At 41.1% G+C, this 17,940-nt stretch carries 18 protein-coding genes and 1 pseudogene; 8 read left to right on the top strand and 11 right to left on the bottom strand.

What is annotated here, in order from left to right; all coding sequences use genetic code 11:
* The first annotated feature begins 17 nt into the window (after positions 1–17).
* The 4 genes and pseudogenes from recG (at position 18) to lipB (ending at position 4,767) form a co-directional block, all read left to right on the top strand.
* Positions 18–2,123: an ATP-dependent DNA helicase RecG gene (gene recG / locus G7B20_RS10425; protein ID WP_164110978.1), complete on the top strand. Its 2,106-nt coding sequence runs from the start codon at positions 18–20 to the stop codon at positions 2,121–2,123.
* A gap of 93 nt (positions 2,124–2,216) precedes the next feature.
* A complete protein-coding gene (gene hflX, locus G7B20_RS10420) occupies positions 2,217–3,407 on the top strand; it encodes a GTPase HflX (RefSeq protein ID WP_164110976.1) in 1,191 nt (396 codons plus the stop codon).
* A gap of 169 nt (positions 3,408–3,576) precedes the next feature.
* A pseudogene (locus G7B20_RS10415) lies at positions 3,577–3,927 on the top strand (four helix bundle protein).
* Between the two features lie 138 nt (positions 3,928–4,065).
* The gene (gene lipB / locus G7B20_RS10410; protein WP_164110974.1) at positions 4,066–4,767 is read left to right on the top strand and encodes a lipoyl(octanoyl) transferase LipB; all 702 of its coding nucleotides are present in this window, start codon (positions 4,066–4,068) and stop codon (positions 4,765–4,767) included.
* Between the two features lie 145 nt (positions 4,768–4,912).
* On the opposite strand, the gene G7B20_RS19470 is transcribed toward lipB, so the two are convergent.
* The 5 genes from G7B20_RS19470 to G7B20_RS10385 all read right to left on the bottom strand — a co-directional run bounded on the left by G7B20_RS19470 (position 4,913) and on the right by G7B20_RS10385 (position 7,817).
* The gene (locus tag G7B20_RS19470) at positions 4,913–5,161 is read right to left on the bottom strand and encodes a RagB/SusD family nutrient uptake outer membrane protein (protein ID WP_240452875.1); all 249 of its coding nucleotides are present in this window, start codon (positions 5,159–5,161) and stop codon (positions 4,913–4,915) included.
* A gap of 11 nt (positions 5,162–5,172) precedes the next feature.
* Positions 5,173–5,529: a sigma factor gene (locus tag G7B20_RS10400; RefSeq protein ID WP_164110972.1), complete on the bottom strand. Its 357-nt coding sequence runs from the start codon at positions 5,527–5,529 to the stop codon at positions 5,173–5,175.
* Positions 5,530–5,665: 136 nt separating this feature from the next.
* A complete protein-coding gene (locus tag G7B20_RS10395) occupies positions 5,666–6,892 on the bottom strand; it encodes an SH3 domain-containing protein (RefSeq protein WP_164110970.1) in 1,227 nt (408 codons plus the stop codon).
* A 35-nt stretch (positions 6,893–6,927) separates the two neighbouring features.
* Positions 6,928–7,371: a hypothetical protein gene (locus G7B20_RS10390; protein ID WP_164110968.1), complete on the bottom strand. Its 444-nt coding sequence runs from the start codon at positions 7,369–7,371 to the stop codon at positions 6,928–6,930.
* A gap of 17 nt (positions 7,372–7,388) precedes the next feature.
* The gene (locus G7B20_RS10385) at positions 7,389–7,817 is read right to left on the bottom strand and encodes a hypothetical protein (protein WP_164110966.1); all 429 of its coding nucleotides are present in this window, start codon (positions 7,815–7,817) and stop codon (positions 7,389–7,391) included.
* A gap of 472 nt (positions 7,818–8,289) precedes the next feature.
* Here G7B20_RS10385 and G7B20_RS19605 point away from each other — a divergent pair, with 472 nt between their 5' ends.
* From G7B20_RS19605 to G7B20_RS10370, 4 genes are all read left to right on the top strand, one after another.
* Entirely contained in the window at positions 8,290–8,412 is a 123-nt protein-coding gene (locus tag G7B20_RS19605) for a hypothetical protein (protein ID WP_262886564.1), read from the top strand.
* A gap of 314 nt (positions 8,413–8,726) precedes the next feature.
* Entirely contained in the window at positions 8,727–9,344 is a 618-nt protein-coding gene (locus G7B20_RS10380; protein ID WP_164110963.1) for a hypothetical protein, read from the top strand.
* Positions 9,341–9,664, top strand: coding sequence for a hypothetical protein (locus G7B20_RS10375; protein ID WP_164110961.1), 324 nt, complete (start codon positions 9,341–9,343; stop codon positions 9,662–9,664). The genes G7B20_RS10380 and G7B20_RS10375 overlap by 4 nt, the downstream gene beginning before the upstream one ends.
* Positions 9,649–9,825 carry a hypothetical protein gene (locus tag G7B20_RS10370; protein ID WP_164110959.1) on the top strand — a complete coding sequence of 59 codons (177 nt, stop codon included), beginning with the start codon at positions 9,649–9,651 and terminating at the stop codon, positions 9,823–9,825. The genes G7B20_RS10375 and G7B20_RS10370 overlap by 16 nt, the downstream gene beginning before the upstream one ends.
* A 523-nt stretch (positions 9,826–10,348) precedes the next feature.
* Here G7B20_RS10370 and G7B20_RS10365 read toward each other — a convergent pair.
* The 6 genes from G7B20_RS10365 to G7B20_RS10340 form a co-directional block, all read right to left on the bottom strand.
* Positions 10,349–11,128 (bottom strand): hypothetical protein, encoded by a 780-nt coding sequence (locus G7B20_RS10365; protein WP_164110956.1) that lies wholly within the window; start codon positions 11,126–11,128, stop codon positions 10,349–10,351.
* 443 nt (positions 11,129–11,571) lie between these two features.
* A complete protein-coding gene (locus G7B20_RS10360) occupies positions 11,572–12,783 on the bottom strand; it encodes a chloride channel protein (protein WP_240466001.1) in 1,212 nt (403 codons plus the stop codon).
* Between the two features lie 131 nt (positions 12,784–12,914).
* Positions 12,915–13,736, bottom strand: a complete 822-nt coding sequence (locus tag G7B20_RS10355; protein ID WP_164110953.1) for an MBL fold metallo-hydrolase — start codon at positions 13,734–13,736, stop codon at positions 12,915–12,917.
* Positions 13,737–13,798: 62 nt separating this feature from the next.
* Complete coding sequence (locus tag G7B20_RS10350) at positions 13,799–15,226, bottom strand: L-serine ammonia-lyase (RefSeq protein ID WP_164110951.1); 1,428 nt, start codon at positions 15,224–15,226, stop codon at positions 13,799–13,801.
* A 335-nt stretch (positions 15,227–15,561) separates the two neighbouring features.
* Entirely contained in the window at positions 15,562–17,265 is a 1,704-nt protein-coding gene (locus tag G7B20_RS10345; protein WP_164110949.1) for a glycoside hydrolase family 3 protein, read from the bottom strand.
* 95 nt (positions 17,266–17,360) lie between these two features.
* Positions 17,361–17,903: a TetR/AcrR family transcriptional regulator gene (locus tag G7B20_RS10340; RefSeq protein WP_164110947.1), complete on the bottom strand. Its 543-nt coding sequence runs from the start codon at positions 17,901–17,903 to the stop codon at positions 17,361–17,363.
* Positions 17,904–17,940 lie beyond the last annotated feature (37 nt).

Raw genomic sequence — 17,940 nt, 5'->3', positions numbered from 1 at the left:
ATTAGCCATTCTTAGGAATGGCTAATTTATCTTTAATAACTCCGATAGAATACCTCAAGGGGGTAGGACCGCAGAAAGCGGACATCCTGAAAAAAGAGCTACAGATCTTCACCATTGCAGATCTAGTTCAGACTTACCCCTTTCGCTATATCGACCGTACCCAATTCCACAAAGTACGTCAAGTGCATGCAGATCTGATTGGTGCACAAGTATTAGGCCGATTGATCTCCCTTCAAGAACTTGGTGAACGCAGAGGTAAACGGCTCGTAGGACAGTTTAAGGATGAAACAGGAACAATGGAACTGGTCTGGTTTCAAAGTATCCCCTTCCTCAAGAAGAGTCTTAAAGTAGGATCTCCTTACATTGCCTACGGTAAACCTTCGGAATTTAACGGAACAATCTCTATCACTCACCCTGAAATGGAGTTGTATAGTGCTACCGAAAAGAAAATAGGCAACATGACTATGCAGCCGGTATACTCTTCTACGGAAAAACTCAAAAAATTCAACTTGGATACCAAAGGGATCCAGCGTTTACAGCAAGTGGCGCTCGAAACTATATTTTCAAGTATCGAAGAAACCCTGCCCGACTACATACTTCGAGAGCAGAAGCTGATCGGGCGCAAAGAGGCACTCTTAAATATACATTTTCCGCAACAGGTGGCAGAGCTCAATGCCGCAACACGCAGGTTGAAATTTGAAGAACTCTTCTTTATACAATTGCGGCTGCTGCGCAACAAACAACTCAATACCCAAAAATTCAGGGGGCATCGTTTTGATAAGGTAGGTCATAAATTCAATCGATTTTTCAACGAGCGACTTCCTTTTCCGCTCACAAATGCCCAAAAGCGTGTCTTAAAAGAAATTCGTGTAGACAGTAATACGGGAGCCCAAATGAACCGACTTGTACAGGGAGATGTAGGATCGGGTAAGACTGTCGTTGCGCTGATGGCCATGTTACTTGCCATCGATAATGGTTATCAAGCCTGTATGATGGCCCCTACAGAAATATTGGCTACCCAACATTATAATGGACTCAAAGAGTTACTCGGTGAAGACATCTGTTCTGTCAAGCTCCTTACCGGATCCACGAGTACTAAAAACCGTAAGATCATCCACCAAGAGCTGGAAGATGGGACGTTGGACATACTGATTGGTACACATGCTTTGATTGAAGACAAAGTAAAATTTAAAAATATTGGTTTTGTAGTAATCGATGAGCAGCATCGCTTCGGTGTAGAACAGCGTGCCAAGTTATGGCGTAAGAATACCATACCGCCACATATGCTCGTGATGACAGCAACACCGATTCCGCGAACATTGGCCATGACATTATATGGCGATTTGGATATTTCCATCATCGACGAATTGCCTGCAGGGCGTAAACCGATCAAAACGGTACATTTCTTCGAAAACCAACGTTTACGTGTTTTTGGGTTTATCCGCGATGAAATCACCAAGGGTAGACAGGTCTACATTGTGTACCCACTCATCAAGGAGAGCGAAAAGATGGATTTGCTATATCTAGAGGCCGGACTAGAAGGCCTTTCGCGAGAATTTCCACTCCCTCAATACCGGATCAGTATTGTCCATGGAAAAATGCCTGTCAAGGACAAGGATTTTGAAATGCAGCGGTTCATCAAAGGAGAGACACAAATTATGGTTGCGACCACCGTTATTGAAGTGGGAGTCAACGTACCCAACGCCTCTGTCATGGTGATCGAAAACTCGGAACGATTCGGTCTATCGCAATTGCATCAGCTTCGCGGACGCGTAGGTAGAGGCGCCGAGCAGTCTTTCTGTATCCTGATGTCGGGCAGCAAACTGAGTAAAGAAGGGCGCAAACGACTAGACACGATGGTACGTACAAATGACGGTTTTGAAATCGCAGAAGTGGATCTTGAGCTACGTGGCCCTGGAGATCTCTCCGGCACACAACAGTCGGGCGTACTGGAAATGCGGATTGCAGATCTTGCCAAGGACCAAGCTTTGTTAACGAATGCCCGCAACATGGTGATCGCCCTATTCAAACAAGATCCGCAGCTGGCAGACCCTCGCAATCACCTCTTAGTTAACTACCTCAACCAACGGAGTCCTGGAATTTCTTGGGATAAGATTTCTTAAGCTTCTGCCTCGGGGTTTTAATTCAAAAACATTTATCTTTGTTTTCTTGTTCTCTACTATAGTAGTCCGTAGGACAAGTGATAAAAGACATATATGGGAAAAACTAAGATATACGACACCGCTATAAAACAAGAAACTGTTATTCTAGTATCAGTCATTACACCCGAAGTATCCGAAGCTACTGCGTTGGAGTACCTAGATGAGTTACGTTTTCTTGTAGAGACCGCAGGTGGCGACACCAAAAACGTATTTACACAAAAGATGGCTAAGCCGGAGCACGCTACTTTTGTAGGTACTGGAAAATTACAGGAAATTAAAGAATACGTAGAGGCAGAGGATATCGATATGATTGTTTTCGATGACGAACTTTCGCCATCCCAACTTCGTAATATCGAGAAAGAATTACAGCGCAAGGTCTTGGATCGTTCAAGTTTGATTTTGGATATATTTGCAAAGCATGCGCAAACCGCCCAAGCAAAGACACAGGTAGAGCTAGCGCAGCTACAGTACCTTCTACCTCGCCTTACCCGATTATGGACACACTTGGAGCGTCAGCGAGGTGGTATCGGTATGCGTGGTCCTGGGGAGTCGCAGATTGAGACGGATAGACGTATTATTTTGAATAAGATCTCCTTGCTCAAAGAACGGTTGAAAGTAATAGACAAACAGAACGAGACACAGCGCAAAAACCGCGGTGAAATGATCCGTGTGGCCTTGGTCGGATATACCAACGTGGGTAAATCGACTATCCTCAACATGATCTCCAAAGCTGATGTGCTTATCGAAAACAAACTATTCGCAACGCTCGATACCACAGTACGCAAGGTTGTTATCGACAACCTACCCTTTTTGTTGTCTGACACAGTAGGTTTTATCCGAAAATTGCCCCACCATCTCGTGGAGTCTTTTAAGTCGACATTGGATGAAGTACGCGAAGCTGATGTATTGATACATGTCGTAGACATCTCCCATCCGGATTTTGAGCGCCATATCATCGCTGTGAATGAAACGCTCAAGGATATCAATGCGCTGGACAAACCGACCATAACTGTATTCAATAAGATTGATCTGTTCAAGCCTGCAGTAGAGTTTGATGAAAACGGCGAGGAGATCAAGGTAACATTAGACGACTTTAGAAACTCCTGGATGGCAAAGAATTCAGATCCAGCGATTTTCCTGTCGGCGACCAACAAAACGAATATCGACGAATTCAAAGCTAAGCTTTATGAAGTGATATCGGACTTGCACAACAAGAGGTATCCGTATAATAATTTGTTGTATTAGGTGAAGGGAGTGAAGACGTTAACTTGTTATGTGTTATCCAGTTAACAAGTATCTATATAGTGCAGGGTTAAAGATAGTGAACTTGTTATCGAGTTATCTTGTTAACAAGTTCCGAATATAATTCAAATATAATTAGCTAGTTTAGTAAGATAGACTAATTATATTCATTATGATCAAATCCCACAAAGATCTGACAATATGGCAAAACAGTATTCTGTTCGTCAAGGATATCTACTCCATTACATCAAGTTTCCCTGCTGAAGAGCGATTTGGGTTAACAAACCAAATGCTTCGCGCAGCGGTATCAATCCCTTCCAACATCGCAGAAGGAGCTGGCAGAAACGGAAAGAAAGAATAGGTCAGATTTTTACATATTGCCTTAGGTTCTATATCAGAATTAGAGACTCAACTAGAAATAGCTAAGGTTTTAGGATTTATACATGACCCTACCAAAGAAATAGAACAGCTTATTTATTTTAGACGAATGATTCTTAAACTAATCTCAAGCTTAAATTCGTAACTTTGTAAGCAAAAATTTATTTCGATAACTCGATAACTCGATAACTCGATAACTCGATAACTCGATAACTCGATAACTCGATAACTCGATAACTCGATAACTCGATAACTCGATAACTCGATAACTCGATAACTCAAAATGCAAAATAAAACTGTTCAATTCACCGACTGGGGCTTGGTCGACTACCAAGAGGCTTGGGATAGGCAAGAAAAAATATTTGCAGAGACCTTGGTTGTTAAGCACGACAATAGGGTCAATGGGACTACTCTCCCTACCCCAAACCACCTTATATTCACCGAGCATCCTCATGTCTATACATTAGGCAAAAGCGGGCACCCGGAGTACCTATTATTGGACGAGGAGGGGCTAAAAGAAAAGGATGCGAAGTTTTATAAGATCAATCGAGGTGGCGACATCACTTACCACGGCCCTGGGCAGATTGTAGGCTATCCGATATTAGATCTCGACAATTTCTTTACCGACATCCACCTCTACCTGCGCACATTAGAAGAAGCCATCATATTGACCTTAGCCGATTACGGCATACAAGCTGGCCGTTATGATGGTTTTACAGGCGTATGGCTCGATGCTGACAACGACAAAGCCCGTAAAATATGTGCTATGGGCGTGCGCGCTTCCCGTTGGGTCACTATGCATGGTTTTGCATTCAATGTCAATGCTGACCTCAATTATTTTGGCAATATCATACCCTGTGGTATCGATGACAAAGATGTCACCTCCATGGAGCGCGAGCTGGGCTACAGACTAAACATGGACGAGGTCAAGAATAAGCTTAAAAAACATATTGCAGCACTGTTCCATATGGAACTGACAGACTAAAAGAAAATAAATAATAAAGGCACTTTAAGAGGTGCCTTTATTATTTAAGTACTTATTCCAAAGTCGGATTGAATGTACCTCCCCAATCTTTATTCTGCAACAATTTCGGATTTTTATCAATCGACGCCTGCGAAATAGGGAAAAATTAATACGTATCCGGTAGAATATTTACCTTTGCCCCCGTATTTGGCACCTGTCGTACGCCATACTTAAATTGGTTTTCTTTCAATTGATACGTCTTTGCCAGATTAGCAGCAGCAGTCAGCTCCATCTCAGAACCATCTGGATTAACAGCAATCGCCTCCACACCAAATTTCGTTTTATTATTCAACAGGTCCAAGCGTCTCATTCTTCTCAAGTCCCAAAAACGGTGACCTTCAAACGAGAATTCGATATTTCTTTCGGCTAATATAGCATCTCGAAGACTTGCTTTATCTGTCGCTTTGATACCATACTTATCATCGCCACCTGATCAACAGTCCCCTCTTCTTCTGCACGCAGCACAGTATGCACCTTTTCAGCAGTAGCTTCCCTTCGTTTATGATTTAGACATTGGTTTTTGACAGTACTATGCAAAAAACTTTTGATCACTTGTTCCGGACGAGCGAGGATATCGGTTCTGTCAATTAAGATTATAAAGGCCTCTTGGACTATATCTTTAGCTATTTCCGAATTGACAAAAGGATACGCATAAACCGTAAAAAATATTCTTTGAAAAGCGTTTCTATTCCTGTCATGCCCGCAATCAATTAAGAATCTCAAAATGAATCAAGAAGTGTCCTCAAGCACGACCAAAATATAAATTTTTTATCGGTTTCAGACACTTGATTATCAATTCGGTAACTAGATATTGAAAAAATATTAATCTAAGATAGATGTTTTAGCGGCTAATTATTGCTTAACAATAATAAACTGACTCAAAAGCAACAGGCACACCATTTTTGAAGGTGATGGCAAAGAAGCCTGCATCCCCATTGGCGATACGGTAACAGTGGGGGTTCGCAGCCCAATCTACCGTCAGGAGATGTCCAAATTTAGTAACGAAATCTTTCTCGCTATAGCTGCCATCTATAATTTCCTTTCCGAGCACCAGAGCATGCTGCTCCACAAAATTCATCGAATACACCGACCCCACCATTCTACTCTTTGCAGGATAATCCTCTTCAAATGCCAGAATTACATCTGCTGATCGGTAGAAGAACAAAGGTTCCCAACCGCATTCCGGTGAATCGGGAATATCTTTAACTTTTTTCAGATTCAGATCAGCCGCTTCCCTTTCAGCAATCTTACCATCCCAAAGTCTTCTGCCATGTATTAGGTAGTACATAGAAAGCTTACGCATTTCCTTCTCATAAACCTCATAGTCCAGATTCTGGAGCTTAGAAGCTAGAAGGAGCTCAAACTCCATATCCACTTTGGGATTGGTCTGTCCTGATCGATCCCAGGATTCTTTGTAATAACGTAGCGCCTGCAACATATCTGCTTTGTTACTCGACCACCCGATTTCACGCAGCCGGCTAGCCGCATTCAGTTCTTCTGTGATATCCTTATCTTTGACTTTCAGATACGCTTTCAAAAGTTCTGCATAGGTCAGTTCCATTCCCAGGTACTTGGCCTGTATATACTCCGGCTGTTCATGGAAATGATCACCTATATATACCCAGCCGTCATTATACAGTGGGTAATAGTCTAACGAAGTATGTTCATTAAGACGTGCACGACGAACCACTCCTCCATCTAAGGAGGGTTTACTACGGACGCGAAGCTCGGCCACCTGTACATATAAATGTGGTCCCTGCTGCCCTTCAGGCCCACGGTAGAAATATTGCACTGGCTCTCCTGGAGATTTCTTCGAAACCATATATTTTCCCAAAGGCTGTTTGGTTATATAACCTACATCTCCGTTGCTCACCCTGATTTTGTAATGTGTACGTGTAGAATCCAGCACTGTAATCGGAGCTTCGGTACAGAGAACACCTAATATTGAGCTTTTATTCTCCGGCGAAGACAGCAAATGCTCCCAACGTGAAGTATATAGCGGTCTCCACTCTTTAGTCTGCGCATTCACAAAAAAAACAGCAAACATGCAGGCAATAAATCCCACAACAAAAATTATTTTACGCATAGGTATTGCCAGATTCTCAGTACGCTCAGCACGCACTATTTTTTCTTTTTCTTCTTTTTCGTACCCTTGTCTTTCTTTTCGAGCGTTTCGATACGTTTTATCAGGGATTGAAGATGCAAGGCGTATCCTTCTATCAGCTGGCTAATGTTTTGAACTTTATCATATATAACCTGCGTAAGTTCGCATTCAGGATGAAGCTCATCTGATGGCTGCACAGTTAGCGATTTTTTTTCTGCTTCCGCCAAAGGAGTCGTTCTCAACATTTCCCCTTCACCTAGCAACAGCCATGAAGGGTTAATTCCAGGATATTTGGACAATACTTTTAAAAGTGCATCGGAACTTAATCCCGATTTTTTCTGTTCGCCTTTGAAATTGGCATATGACATACCAAGGTCTTTGAAAAACTCAATTTTACTTAGTTTAGCGTGGCCGGCAATTAGCAGGATACGCTCTTTTACGGTAAGTGATAAATTGTCCATATAACTTCGTTTTATAATTAGTCTTTTCTTAATAAAGCTATTTCGCGCTCCAATAGCGCCAATTGTTTCTCCAAGGTGACAATTGTCTTCTCTTGTGATTTAATCGTCACTTCTTGGGAAGATATAATGCGCTGCATCGAATGGATGACCGTATAACTCAGCCCTTCAAGCTCTGCATTTAAATAGGCATCTGCTCGTTCTTGCGTTTTACTATCATCCTGGAACATTTCCCCTTCTCCCAAGATAAGCCAAGCTGGGCTAATATCTTTATGAACAGATAAAATCATAGCCAAGGCATCTGAGCTCAAAGCGGACTTCTTTTGAACTCCCTTAAAATTGCCATAAGACAATCCCAACTCGTTGAAGAAATCCAACATATTAATTCCCTTTTCCTGTGCGATCTGAACTATCCTATCTTTGATATTATAAATTATTTTCTCTTTCATCTTGTTTAAGAAAAATATTTATCTTAAATCTGGCTAACAATTATAAAATAATATCCTTAAGCGGTATATGCGATCATTTGAACTTGTGAGTTCATTTATCCTACGCACAATTTACGATTACAAAATAGTGCAATGAAACCACTATCGCGCCATAATGGCTTACATTGTAAGGTTTGATGTCAATAATGAACTAACGTTTGTCCCAAATTTATTCGAGGTGAACCGTTTGCTTTATGCCAACGTGTTCAAGAGGAACCTATTGTCAAATCATTAAAAACTATTACGAAACCATAGGAGCATGTATTCAAAAAAAGACAAATAAATGCACCTATTGCTTATCACCTTTAAGTAATTATGATGAAAAATACGCAAAAGAAACTGAAATCGAAACATTTTAGGTATTTAAATAACCTGATCTGTCTTTTTTGAGAATTTCAAAATATGGTTTACCAACCAATTAAACATTAATAATATGGAAAAAATCAACACCAAATTATCTAAGCAGAACTTTCGATACCTTGACGAAACAGAGATTTCTTCGCCACTTAGTTATTTACTTGATTTCTATACGGATAAGATAGACTTTGCAACATAGAGGAGTCATGTCACGTATTTTCTTTGGCAGATCTAGATGGAAGACTGAGATGTAACTGATTAGAGTGTAACTAATCAAATCCAGCAAAAGAATCGCTTAGAAATAGAGTTTCCGTCTTACATCAGCGTAACTCCTATTTAGCCTACAATAGAGCAGGAGTTTTTCTTGTAGAACAAAAGAAAGGTAAACGAGCACTATTATAAACCACATACAACAATGGAAACAAAAACATACAAAATCCTCCGACTTCCGGATACTCTTCTACATATTCACAAAGACAATGTAGCATATTTTCACCCTTAATCCTATTGGACATGACAACCACACCGAAATCTAATTTTGAAATCATTTTCAAGCATCTCACTGTCAACGATATATTCTTATGCACCTACAGCCGCAATGGGATAACGCAAACAATTGTACAAAGACATATACACAATAAACAACGTAGTAGAACTCTTCGCGAACGAAGCCAACGTACGCTTCGTCCCATGAAAGGCCACTATTTCACCTTCCATAACACTAGAAATGTGCAATCCAGAATCGATGATGGACTTGGCCGATTACACCTCCATTGTCAGCTGGGGAACCACATCTATTTGAATCCCGAACATGTAAACGCATTACCCCTTACCTACCTTAATATCGAAGATCTCATGGAACAAACAAGAGAATATATAAAAAGAGAAAAGGACAAAATTATAGCCTTTATGGAAGGCTACCATCTTTATTATGATAAGGAAATATACTCGAATGCTGCGTTTATGCTCCATCAAGCTCTAGAAATAGCATTACGCAAAGCGCACAAATTGTTATTGGGAGTCGAGGAACGCACGTATTCACTAAAGCAAAATATAGATTTCTTCAAACCTTATGATCCCCGTTTGGGCAGTCTAGTCTACTTACTAGCAAAGAAGATAAACAGGCTATGAATAGGCTTACGGAATCTTATACGTTATCTCGTTACAAGCACCACTTTACAATGGATCTCCAGAAAATCGAATTTTGCAAGAATATTGCGGATCGCACATTTGGACGGATAGCGGACTATAAACAAGAACTACTGCAAGAAATAAAAAAGTTTTCATCTATCCTGAATATCCATCAACAAACCGACATTATCAAAACCAGAATCGATATGGAAAAGTCAACAAACATTAACAACAACCATCGCGACCTTATCCACAATGCACTGGAAACCTATGGTCAGTTACATGGACTCTACAGCAAGACAGCATGTGCAACCTACTGAATGTACAACAGTCGCACAATGAGGTACATCATTATTACCTCTTTGCTACCATGTCTAATCAGAATAGGCCTATTATGAACTTGCAAAACTGTGTTATGAAGTTACTACCGGAGAAGACTATGGTGACTTTAATACAAGAGATACCTGAACAGGTTGAATAGAAACTGAAAAAAGGAGATGTATTTCGCACCAACTTATCGCAATCGGCAGAGTGTTGAAATAGCGATAGGGAATATTTGAAAGAGGGAGAACTAATCGAAATGGAGAAAATAAATCTGGATTTATGTTACAAAATTTGGTATAACCATTCGAACTGGGCTTATGCACTGTGCTGTGCATATGATAAAACAACTGACTTAGTGTTACATACAGCGTCCATATCCTACGTTATTAGTTTGTCTTTTGAAAAAATTTGGTGGGGTTTAATTAAATATTTTCTTCATTACACACCAACAACTCATAACCTTAATTATCTGATAGATTTTGTGAAATAATCTGTATTGACTATACTTGAAGTATTTTACAGAAGAAACAGTGACGCTAAAGTAACTTTCGACCTACTAACCGAAATTCAACAGAAATTGATGTACTACGCAAGAAATTAGAAAATTTAATTGAGCACTTAAATCAAGTCGTAATTTTCGCCATTAACCGACAAAAAACTACAAGAGCTATCCCATACTGCTACACCCACTCTGTTCCTCCTTCTTGAGTAGATTTCTGCACAGGTGTTGATTCCCGGACCACATCTTTCATAAACTTTCCATCACGGATCCGAAAAACTTCTAGTATATCGGCTGCCATAAAAGCCTGACTGTTGGACAGATAATCTTCCTTACCATCGGCATGCCACAGGCGACAGCGAACCACCCCTGTCACGATAATCAAGCAATTGTCCCAATCTGGCACCGAAAACTTGGTTTCTTTTGCCGGCGGTTCTTTACCTGGTAACACCTGAAGTTCCTTGGAGTAGAGAAAGTCAATTTCATCATCCAATTCAAAGGGTACTTTCAAAGCATGATAACGAATGCATAGTGAACTTATCCGTTTATCAGTGCTTGAAACACTCCACAGCTTGTCTTTTAGAATTTTCACTAAAATATCTCTTTGACCCTCTTTATACTGGATCTCCGTTTGCCACGGAACAAGTCGCGAGAAGGTTCGTTTTTTATTCCAACGGAAGTCTTTTAAAGCAGAGCTATTACCAAAGCCTATACGCAACCCTCCTAACTCATGCTTCTCGTCCAACCGAACGAGCTCACCTACATTCTTCGTCAAGCGATTAAAAACAGATCGGTTGGCCATTTCAGGCCATATCTTTTTACCGTATTGATATATCTTAGAACTCACCTTGCTTGCGTAGGTAAAATCCACATTTGCGAGCTTACTATTTTCACTAAGATTATAGCTTGCACCATGCTTACGCAATTTTTGGGAAACAACTTCTTTGATAATTTCGTCCATAAAAGAGACAATTGGTTAAAGACTATAACAAACTTAAAACCTACAAGTTACCAAAAATCAAACAACAGAACAAATCCCACTCATAAAGTCCGTTCAAGTCGCCTTAAGTCTGCTCAAGTCCCCTCAACTCCGTTATAGCTTCGACTACACTCCGATACTCCTTCTTACCATCCTCGGGATTCCTTCGGGACTGCTTCGACTATCCTTCGGTAAGTCTTCGGCTACGCCTTGACTCGATGGCTAACCATCACCGAACAACAACCGAAAATCCCCCGAGCCAGTCTCGAACCACCCTCCTAGCTGTCTGCAAGAACTATCGAAGGGCATAGCGTGAACCAGTACATAAAAAAAAGGCCTTAGATAATACTGTAAAAGTTCTCTATGATTACTAAGTACATACCGTTGATACTTTTGCCTTAAGCCAGCCGTAGCAACACACAACCTCAAACCTTTACCACCTTAGGATCCTCTTTATAGGTATACACATTATAAGGGTATACCCACTTAGCAAAGATTTTAGCGATAATACTGGCGATCAGCAAAGGAATAAACAATTGCAGACCGTTAGGAACAACACTCATGATAATAAACAAAGCTGCAAAAGGTGCATGTATAGCGGCAGAAAGCATAGCCACGGCACCAAACAGCGCAAAATTAAGCAGGATCAGCTCTGTACCGAACCAATGATTGCACAGCTGAGCAAATAACAATCCCAGAAATGCTCCCGCAACGATACTTGGAGCAAAGACACCGCCGTCTCCACCAGCCCCCAGTGTCAATGATGCAGCTATCGGCTTAAGAAATAGCAATAGTACTAAAGGTAGCCATGTCAGTTGCCCCATCGGATTGAGCTGGCGCCAGGTGAGCAATTCATTCAGCCCAGCATAGCTGTCGCCATAAAGTTGGGGCAGGAAGAAGATTAAAGCACCTACCGTTATTGCACCTAGATTAACCCGAATAAAGTTGCTGTTGATTGTACCGAAATAATGTTTTGCATAGATGACCAACTTGGTAAAATAAAGCGCTAATACTCCTCCCAATATCGCCACCAGAAATATATAGGGCAAGGCTGATAAGTTCCAGTGTGTCACCTCAAAAGGTAAGATCGGCTTACTATCAAAAAAATAGACGAATGCATAGGCTAATATCATCGACACCATACCGCTGAATAAAAGTGTTTTGCTAAACCGGCGTGCGATGACTTCAAAAGCAAAGAGCAGACCGCCTATTCCACTTCCAAACAGTACGGTAACACCAACGGTAACCGCAGCACAGATCAGCTCGGTCTTAAACGCCCAAGCAGAATGTATACGTTTATAGGCCTGATTGCCTACTGTCGCTGTAGCGACCACCGTAGATACCTCTACTCCGGTCGATCCACCAAAAATGACGGTTAAAAATCCATTGATAAAATGGGAAGGGACCTTAAAGAAAGGCAGGTGATCTTTTCTCGTTTCTAACGTGGTATATATTTCCTTAATTCCTTTGTTTTTACGATTCTGAAAAACATACTTACGCAGAAAGTAGATACTTGTAATCCCGATTGACGGTAATAGAATAAATAGAGCAACCTGTTGCCCCTGAATATAATGATAGATATAGTGTTGAAAAAACTCGGTCAGATGCTTTAGACTAAAAGCTAATATACAGGACATTATACTAACAAGAACGACGGAAAGAAAAAGCTTGAAATAGTTGTAACGAATGACACGCTTCCGAAATATTTGCTGCTTTAACATATTGCGTTGAAATGACCGTTCAAAGTTAAAACTTATTAGGGACTTTTTTAAAACTGTGTCAAAGTAATCTGTTGCTCTTCATACACAAACCTCAATATAGTCTGCATTTCTGGCAAATATTCGTACAGAGGTGTTTCCTCCGTACGTAATGCAATAGATAATTCTATCCCATCACAATGCGACGCAAAGGTCTGCTCGACGATATCCACCGTATTATTTTCGCCGGATAGGTGGCCGAGTATTAAATGCTTAAGTCGTGGACTTCTATGCTCCAATAATAGTTCCAATGCCTCTCTGTTAGAGATATGGCCCCAACCTGAGCTGATCCGGTTTTTAAGATAATAAGAGTAACGCCCCGTACGAAGCATTTCCTCGTCATAATTGGACTCTAATAACAACACATCGGAATGTTGAATGACATGTTTCACGTTATCACAACCTCTGCCTAGATCGGTCAGAATAGATACATTAGTATCCCCATCGGTAACGACGAAGCTACAAGGCTCTTTGGCATCGTGATATTTAGGAATACCAATTACTGTCAGATCTCCAACTTTTATTCGGGCATCGGCATTGATGATATGCACCAAATGCTCTGGCAAGCGTAATTTGGTTCCTTTGTAGGTGCCTTTCGTGAGATATACAGGAATCTGGTACCGCTTACAGAATACAGAAAGTCCTTTGATATGGTCGGTATGTTCATGTGTAATGAAAATGGCCTTTACTGCAGCGGGAGAAAGCCCTAAATTCGCCATACGTAACAATATATGTTTGGTATTGATCCCTACGTCTATGAGAACGACATCCTCTCCCTTGGCTATGTAATAGCAGTTACCATTCGACCCTGAAGCTATTGCGGCGTATTTCATAGCTGTAAAAATAACGAAAAAAGCCTTAGCTTATTAAGGCTAGGGCTTACAAATATTTTACACTAACACTCCGGTAAGCTCAACGGTACTTTTACCGCTAGACCACCATCGGCTGTTTCTTTGTATTTGACATTCATATCCTGAGCGGTCTCCCACATAGCCGAAACGACCGCATCAAGACTAACTTTTGCTTTGTCTGGGTTGGACTGTAATGCCAATTGAGCTGCTGTAATAGCTTTGATCGCGCCCATGGTATTACGTTCGATACATGGTATCTGCACTAATCCTCCGATCGGGTCGCAGGTAAGTCCTAGATGGTGCTCCATAGCAATCTCTGCCGCCATCAGCACTTGCCGCTGCGACCCCCCAAGACATTCGGTCAGTGCGCCTGCAGCCATAGCCGAAGAGACTCCGATCTCTGCCTGACAGCCTCCCATTGCAGCAGAAATAGTAGCATTCTTTTTAAAGATAGAACCGATCTCAGAAGCTGCTGCTATAAACTGGATCACTTTATCATCATTAAAAGCATCGTAAAAGGCAATATAATATTGTAACACCGCAGGAATAACACCTGCAGCTCCATTTGTGGGAGCGGTAACGACCCTGCCAAATGATGCATTTTCCTCGTTGACCGCTAAAGCAAAACAGCTTACACAGTCCAAAATATATCCGAAATCACGTCCACCTTGACGTATAGCCTCAAGCCAGGTTTGGTAATCGCTGTATTCGCGGCCCTTTAGCATGCGCTTATTCATCTTTGCCGCCCGGCGCTCGACGTGCAGTCCTCCCGGCAGCACCCCATCAGTGTGACAACCTTTATAGATACACTCTTTTATGGTTTGAAAAATGCGCAGAATACCTGACTTGGTCTCTGCTTCCGGACGCCAGGAGCACTCATTTTCTAATACTATTTCCGATATTTTTAAACCTGTACGCATACAAGCACTCATCAATTGCTGCGCACTATCGACCGGAAACGGCATGTCTACCTCTGACAATACGGTCTCGGAATCATTTTCCTGAACAACAAAACCTCCACCTATAGAATAGTAGGTTTCCGAAATAGCTTTACCATTATTCAGAAAAGCCTGAAAAGTAACGGCATTGGGGTGAAAAGGCAAACTCTGATCAAATAAGAAAAGTAACTGATCTTGATAATTGAAGTCAATTTCGTGATTTCCCCCCAAAACCAGCTTTCCATTGCTTTTTATATCTTCTACCTTGGGCATGACCTGCGAGACATCAAATGTAACCGGATCATCGCCGCTAAGACCTAATAATACCGCTATGTCTGTACCGTGACCGACACCTGTCTTGGCTAAAGACCCATAGAGTAAAATATTGACCTGCTGCACATCCTCGAAAACAGAAAGTTCAACTAACTTCTGTACAAAACGCTGCGCTGCTCTCCAAGGCCCTAAAGTATGCGAACTGGAAGGTCCGATACCTATTTTAAACATATCAAACACGGAAATTTGCTCTTGTGCCATTATGATAACTTAAGTCTATTTTATAAATCAGGGTCAAAGTTATCATTAATATAAATGAAATAAAAAGAAGCGTCTACAAAAGAAGAAAATGTTTACATTCTCATGCTTTTGGAGAGTCTCTTTGGTAATTCTTTCGGTAGGGAGGGGAGTTATTGTGTTAACGAGTGATCATGTTATGATGTTACCCAGTTATGATAGTGATAGAGGTTCTAGAGTTTAAGCGTTTTAATAGGTTAGATTAGTCATCGGACAAAAAGGTAAAACCGTAAAACTGTTATCCTTTTAACAACTTTACGGTTTCACCAATTTACGTCTCACCCAGTCAGCTCCTTTAATTAAATTCCTTTTCCGTAGGCAAATTCTTTATTTATCGTCACCGGTAGTTTACCAGTAGCCTTAATCTGTTTTAGCAATACCTTTAATGCAGAACGTTGCATAAAGTCATCATTTTGATAAGCCAATATAATCGATGCACTACGCGCTACATCAACGGAGTTGATCGCATAGGGATTGGTAAACATCACTGTAACCGTACGTCTGCCTGCAATCCGATCGACAAATTTCTTTACAGGGTCTTTTATATCTAGTTCAGGACGTGGACGGGAACGGTTGTCATGTATCGCAAGTACGATCTGCTTGTGGTCTCTAATCACTTTCACCAAACTATCTAATTGTTCTACGGTCTCTGCCCCTGTTATATAATAGTTGGTTCCCGCTGTCAGCTGAACAGCCAATCCCTTTTCAAAATCCTGCGCTTGACTGATACCAACGCTTACGACAGCAGTCTCTTGCTTTGCGTCAAAGGACTGTATACGCTTGTTCGATTTTAGCACTGTCACAGCGGCATCTCCCATTCGCTGAATAAGGGATTTGGTGGCTGGTCGGTTTAAGTCTGTGATAAGACCGTTCCTATTCGTGGGACGATAGTTGTTCAGTCCCAACCAGTATTTGGAAGCCAAAACACGCTTTACGCGTGCATCAATCTCAACCTGATTTATTCTACCACTTTTTATAGCTTTTTCCACCAGATCGATAGCTCTACCGCTATTCTCGGATACCTCTAACAGATCGTGTCCAGCTTCAATAGCCATGATATCTGCCTCGCCATTTGGAAAGAACTTTTTAACGCCCTTCATATCCATAGCATCGGTTACTGTCAGTCCTTTGAAGCCTAACTCATTGCGGAGCAAATCGGTAACGACTTTGCGAGAAATAGAAGAAGGCATATTTGGTGTATTGTCTAACGCAGGGATATGCATGTGCGCCACCATAACTGCTGGTGCTCCCTGTTTTATCAATTCCTTAAATGGATACATTTCTAACTCTTCCAACCGCTTTTTAGAAAAGTTAAGTTGTGGCAAATCATAATGCGAGTCTACATCGGTATCGCCATGTCCTGGAAAGTGTTTCAACGAAGCAATAATTCCACCATCAACCATTCCTTCCATGTAAGCCTTGGCTTTGCGAGCGACATTCTCTTTATTCTCCCCAAAAGAACGGAAACCAATCACCGGATTTTTAGAATTGTTATTGACATCAACTACGGGAGCAAAATTAAAATGCATGCCCATTCGCAAAAAATCCTTGGCCACCTCTCGTCCCATGTCATAAATTAAACTATTGTCCTGTAAGGCTCCTAAAGTCATCTGATAAGGGAAAGACTGTGTAGAATCTGGCAAACGCATCCCTAATCCCCACTCTCCATCAAATGTAATCAACAGAGGTACCTTAGTGAGCTTTTGGTATTGATTGTACATATCCACATGACGTACCGGCCCTCCTTGAAAAACAACTAATCCACCGAGCTGCTCTGTCTTAACCACTGTAGCTACGGAGTCAATATATTTTTGTCCCAGATTGGTATGCGCACGTACCAAAAACAATTGTCCAATGCGCTCTTTGGGCGTTAAACTATTAAAAACCGAATCCACCCATTGATGCTGCTGATTGATAAAAGGAACAAAAGCAGGCTTCTTTTGCGCAAATCCCACTGTTGTCAAACCGCACAAAAATGCACTGACTATAATTGACTTTATCATACTGTTTGTTTTATAATTAAGGCTCTAAAATAATACTTATATATATAAATAGCGTATAATTTGCAAAAGTTTTAAAAAAAACGCACAAAAACGCATTAAATCAGATTATATTTATTTTCTAACATAATAGCCAGATCCACGGCATTCATTACATCTCCACAAGCTTCTTTTTTCCAGAGCATATCGATAATCAACAATAAAAACTGTGTTTCTAGTTCGGGTTCTTTATAATCCAATTCTTCGAAGGCACGTTGTATGATCGGATGTACCGGTTTCATAAACTGTTCATGTTGCTGCCTAGAGAATGGCGTATGGGACAAACGCTCCTGTAATTTCCAAAATAAAGGTTCGTCCGAAACTAGCTTACTGGGAAGGAAAATCATGTTTCGCAAAAAGTCCTTAGCATTCTTATACGTCATCATACCTCTATGATGTTGCAAAACCCGTCGATATCCTGATTTGATCAGGTGTGCTAACAACGTATCCTTATTCCCAAAATGCTTAAATATCAAAGCCTCCGACACACCAGCAATAGCCGCTATTTCTTTGGTTGAGGTCGCGGCATACCCATTCTCGGCAAACAGGGTCAATGCGGTCTGTAAAATTTTCTCCTTTCTACTTAACGAGCTTTCCTTCATACTACAGTTTAGAACAATACAAAATTAGACAAAATGC

The organism is Sphingobacterium sp. xlx-96, assembly GCF_011007365.1.
Taxonomy (GTDB): Bacteria; Bacteroidota; Bacteroidia; order Sphingobacteriales; family Sphingobacteriaceae; genus Sphingobacterium; species Sphingobacterium luzhongxinii.
This window is presented reverse-complemented; position numbering and strand designations above follow the sequence as displayed.

Coding starts and splice junctions, on each gene's coding strand:
- G7B20_RS10365 (WP_164110956.1), bottom strand. CDS start 11,128: ATGGACGAAATTATCAAAGAAGTTGTTTCCCAAAAATTGCGTAAGCAT.
- recG (WP_164110978.1), top strand. CDS start 18: ATGGCTAATTTATCTTTAATAACTCCGATAGAATACCTCAAGGGGGTA.
- G7B20_RS10370 (WP_164110959.1), top strand. CDS start 9,649: ATGTGCAACCTACTGAATGTACAACAGTCGCACAATGAGGTACATCAT.
- G7B20_RS10375 (WP_164110961.1), top strand. CDS start 9,341: ATGAATAGGCTTACGGAATCTTATACGTTATCTCGTTACAAGCACCAC.
- G7B20_RS10345 (WP_164110949.1), bottom strand. CDS start 17,265: ATGATAAAGTCAATTATAGTCAGTGCATTTTTGTGCGGTTTGACAACA.
- G7B20_RS10360 (WP_240466001.1), bottom strand. CDS start 12,783: ATGTCCTGTATATTAGCTTTTAGTCTAAAGCATCTGACCGAGTTTTTT.
- G7B20_RS10340 (WP_164110947.1), bottom strand. CDS start 17,903: ATGAAGGAAAGCTCGTTAAGTAGAAAGGAGAAAATTTTACAGACCGCA.
- G7B20_RS19605 (WP_262886564.1), top strand. CDS start 8,290: ATGGAAAAAATCAACACCAAATTATCTAAGCAGAACTTTCGATACCTT.
- G7B20_RS10350 (WP_164110951.1), bottom strand. CDS start 15,226: ATGGCACAAGAGCAAATTTCCGTGTTTGATATGTTTAAAATAGGTATC.
- G7B20_RS10390 (WP_164110968.1), bottom strand. CDS start 7,371: ATGGACAATTTATCACTTACCGTAAAAGAGCGTATCCTGCTAATTGCC.
- G7B20_RS10355 (WP_164110953.1), bottom strand. CDS start 13,736: ATGAAATACGCCGCAATAGCTTCAGGGTCGAATGGTAACTGCTATTAC.
- hflX (WP_164110976.1), top strand. CDS start 2,217: ATGGGAAAAACTAAGATATACGACACCGCTATAAAACAAGAAACTGTT.
- lipB (WP_164110974.1), top strand. CDS start 4,066: ATGCAAAATAAAACTGTTCAATTCACCGACTGGGGCTTGGTCGACTAC.
- G7B20_RS10380 (WP_164110963.1), top strand. CDS start 8,727: ATGACAACCACACCGAAATCTAATTTTGAAATCATTTTCAAGCATCTC.
- G7B20_RS10395 (WP_164110970.1), bottom strand. CDS start 6,892: ATGCGTAAAATAATTTTTGTTGTGGGATTTATTGCCTGCATGTTTGCT.
- G7B20_RS10385 (WP_164110966.1), bottom strand. CDS start 7,817: ATGAAAGAGAAAATAATTTATAATATCAAAGATAGGATAGTTCAGATC.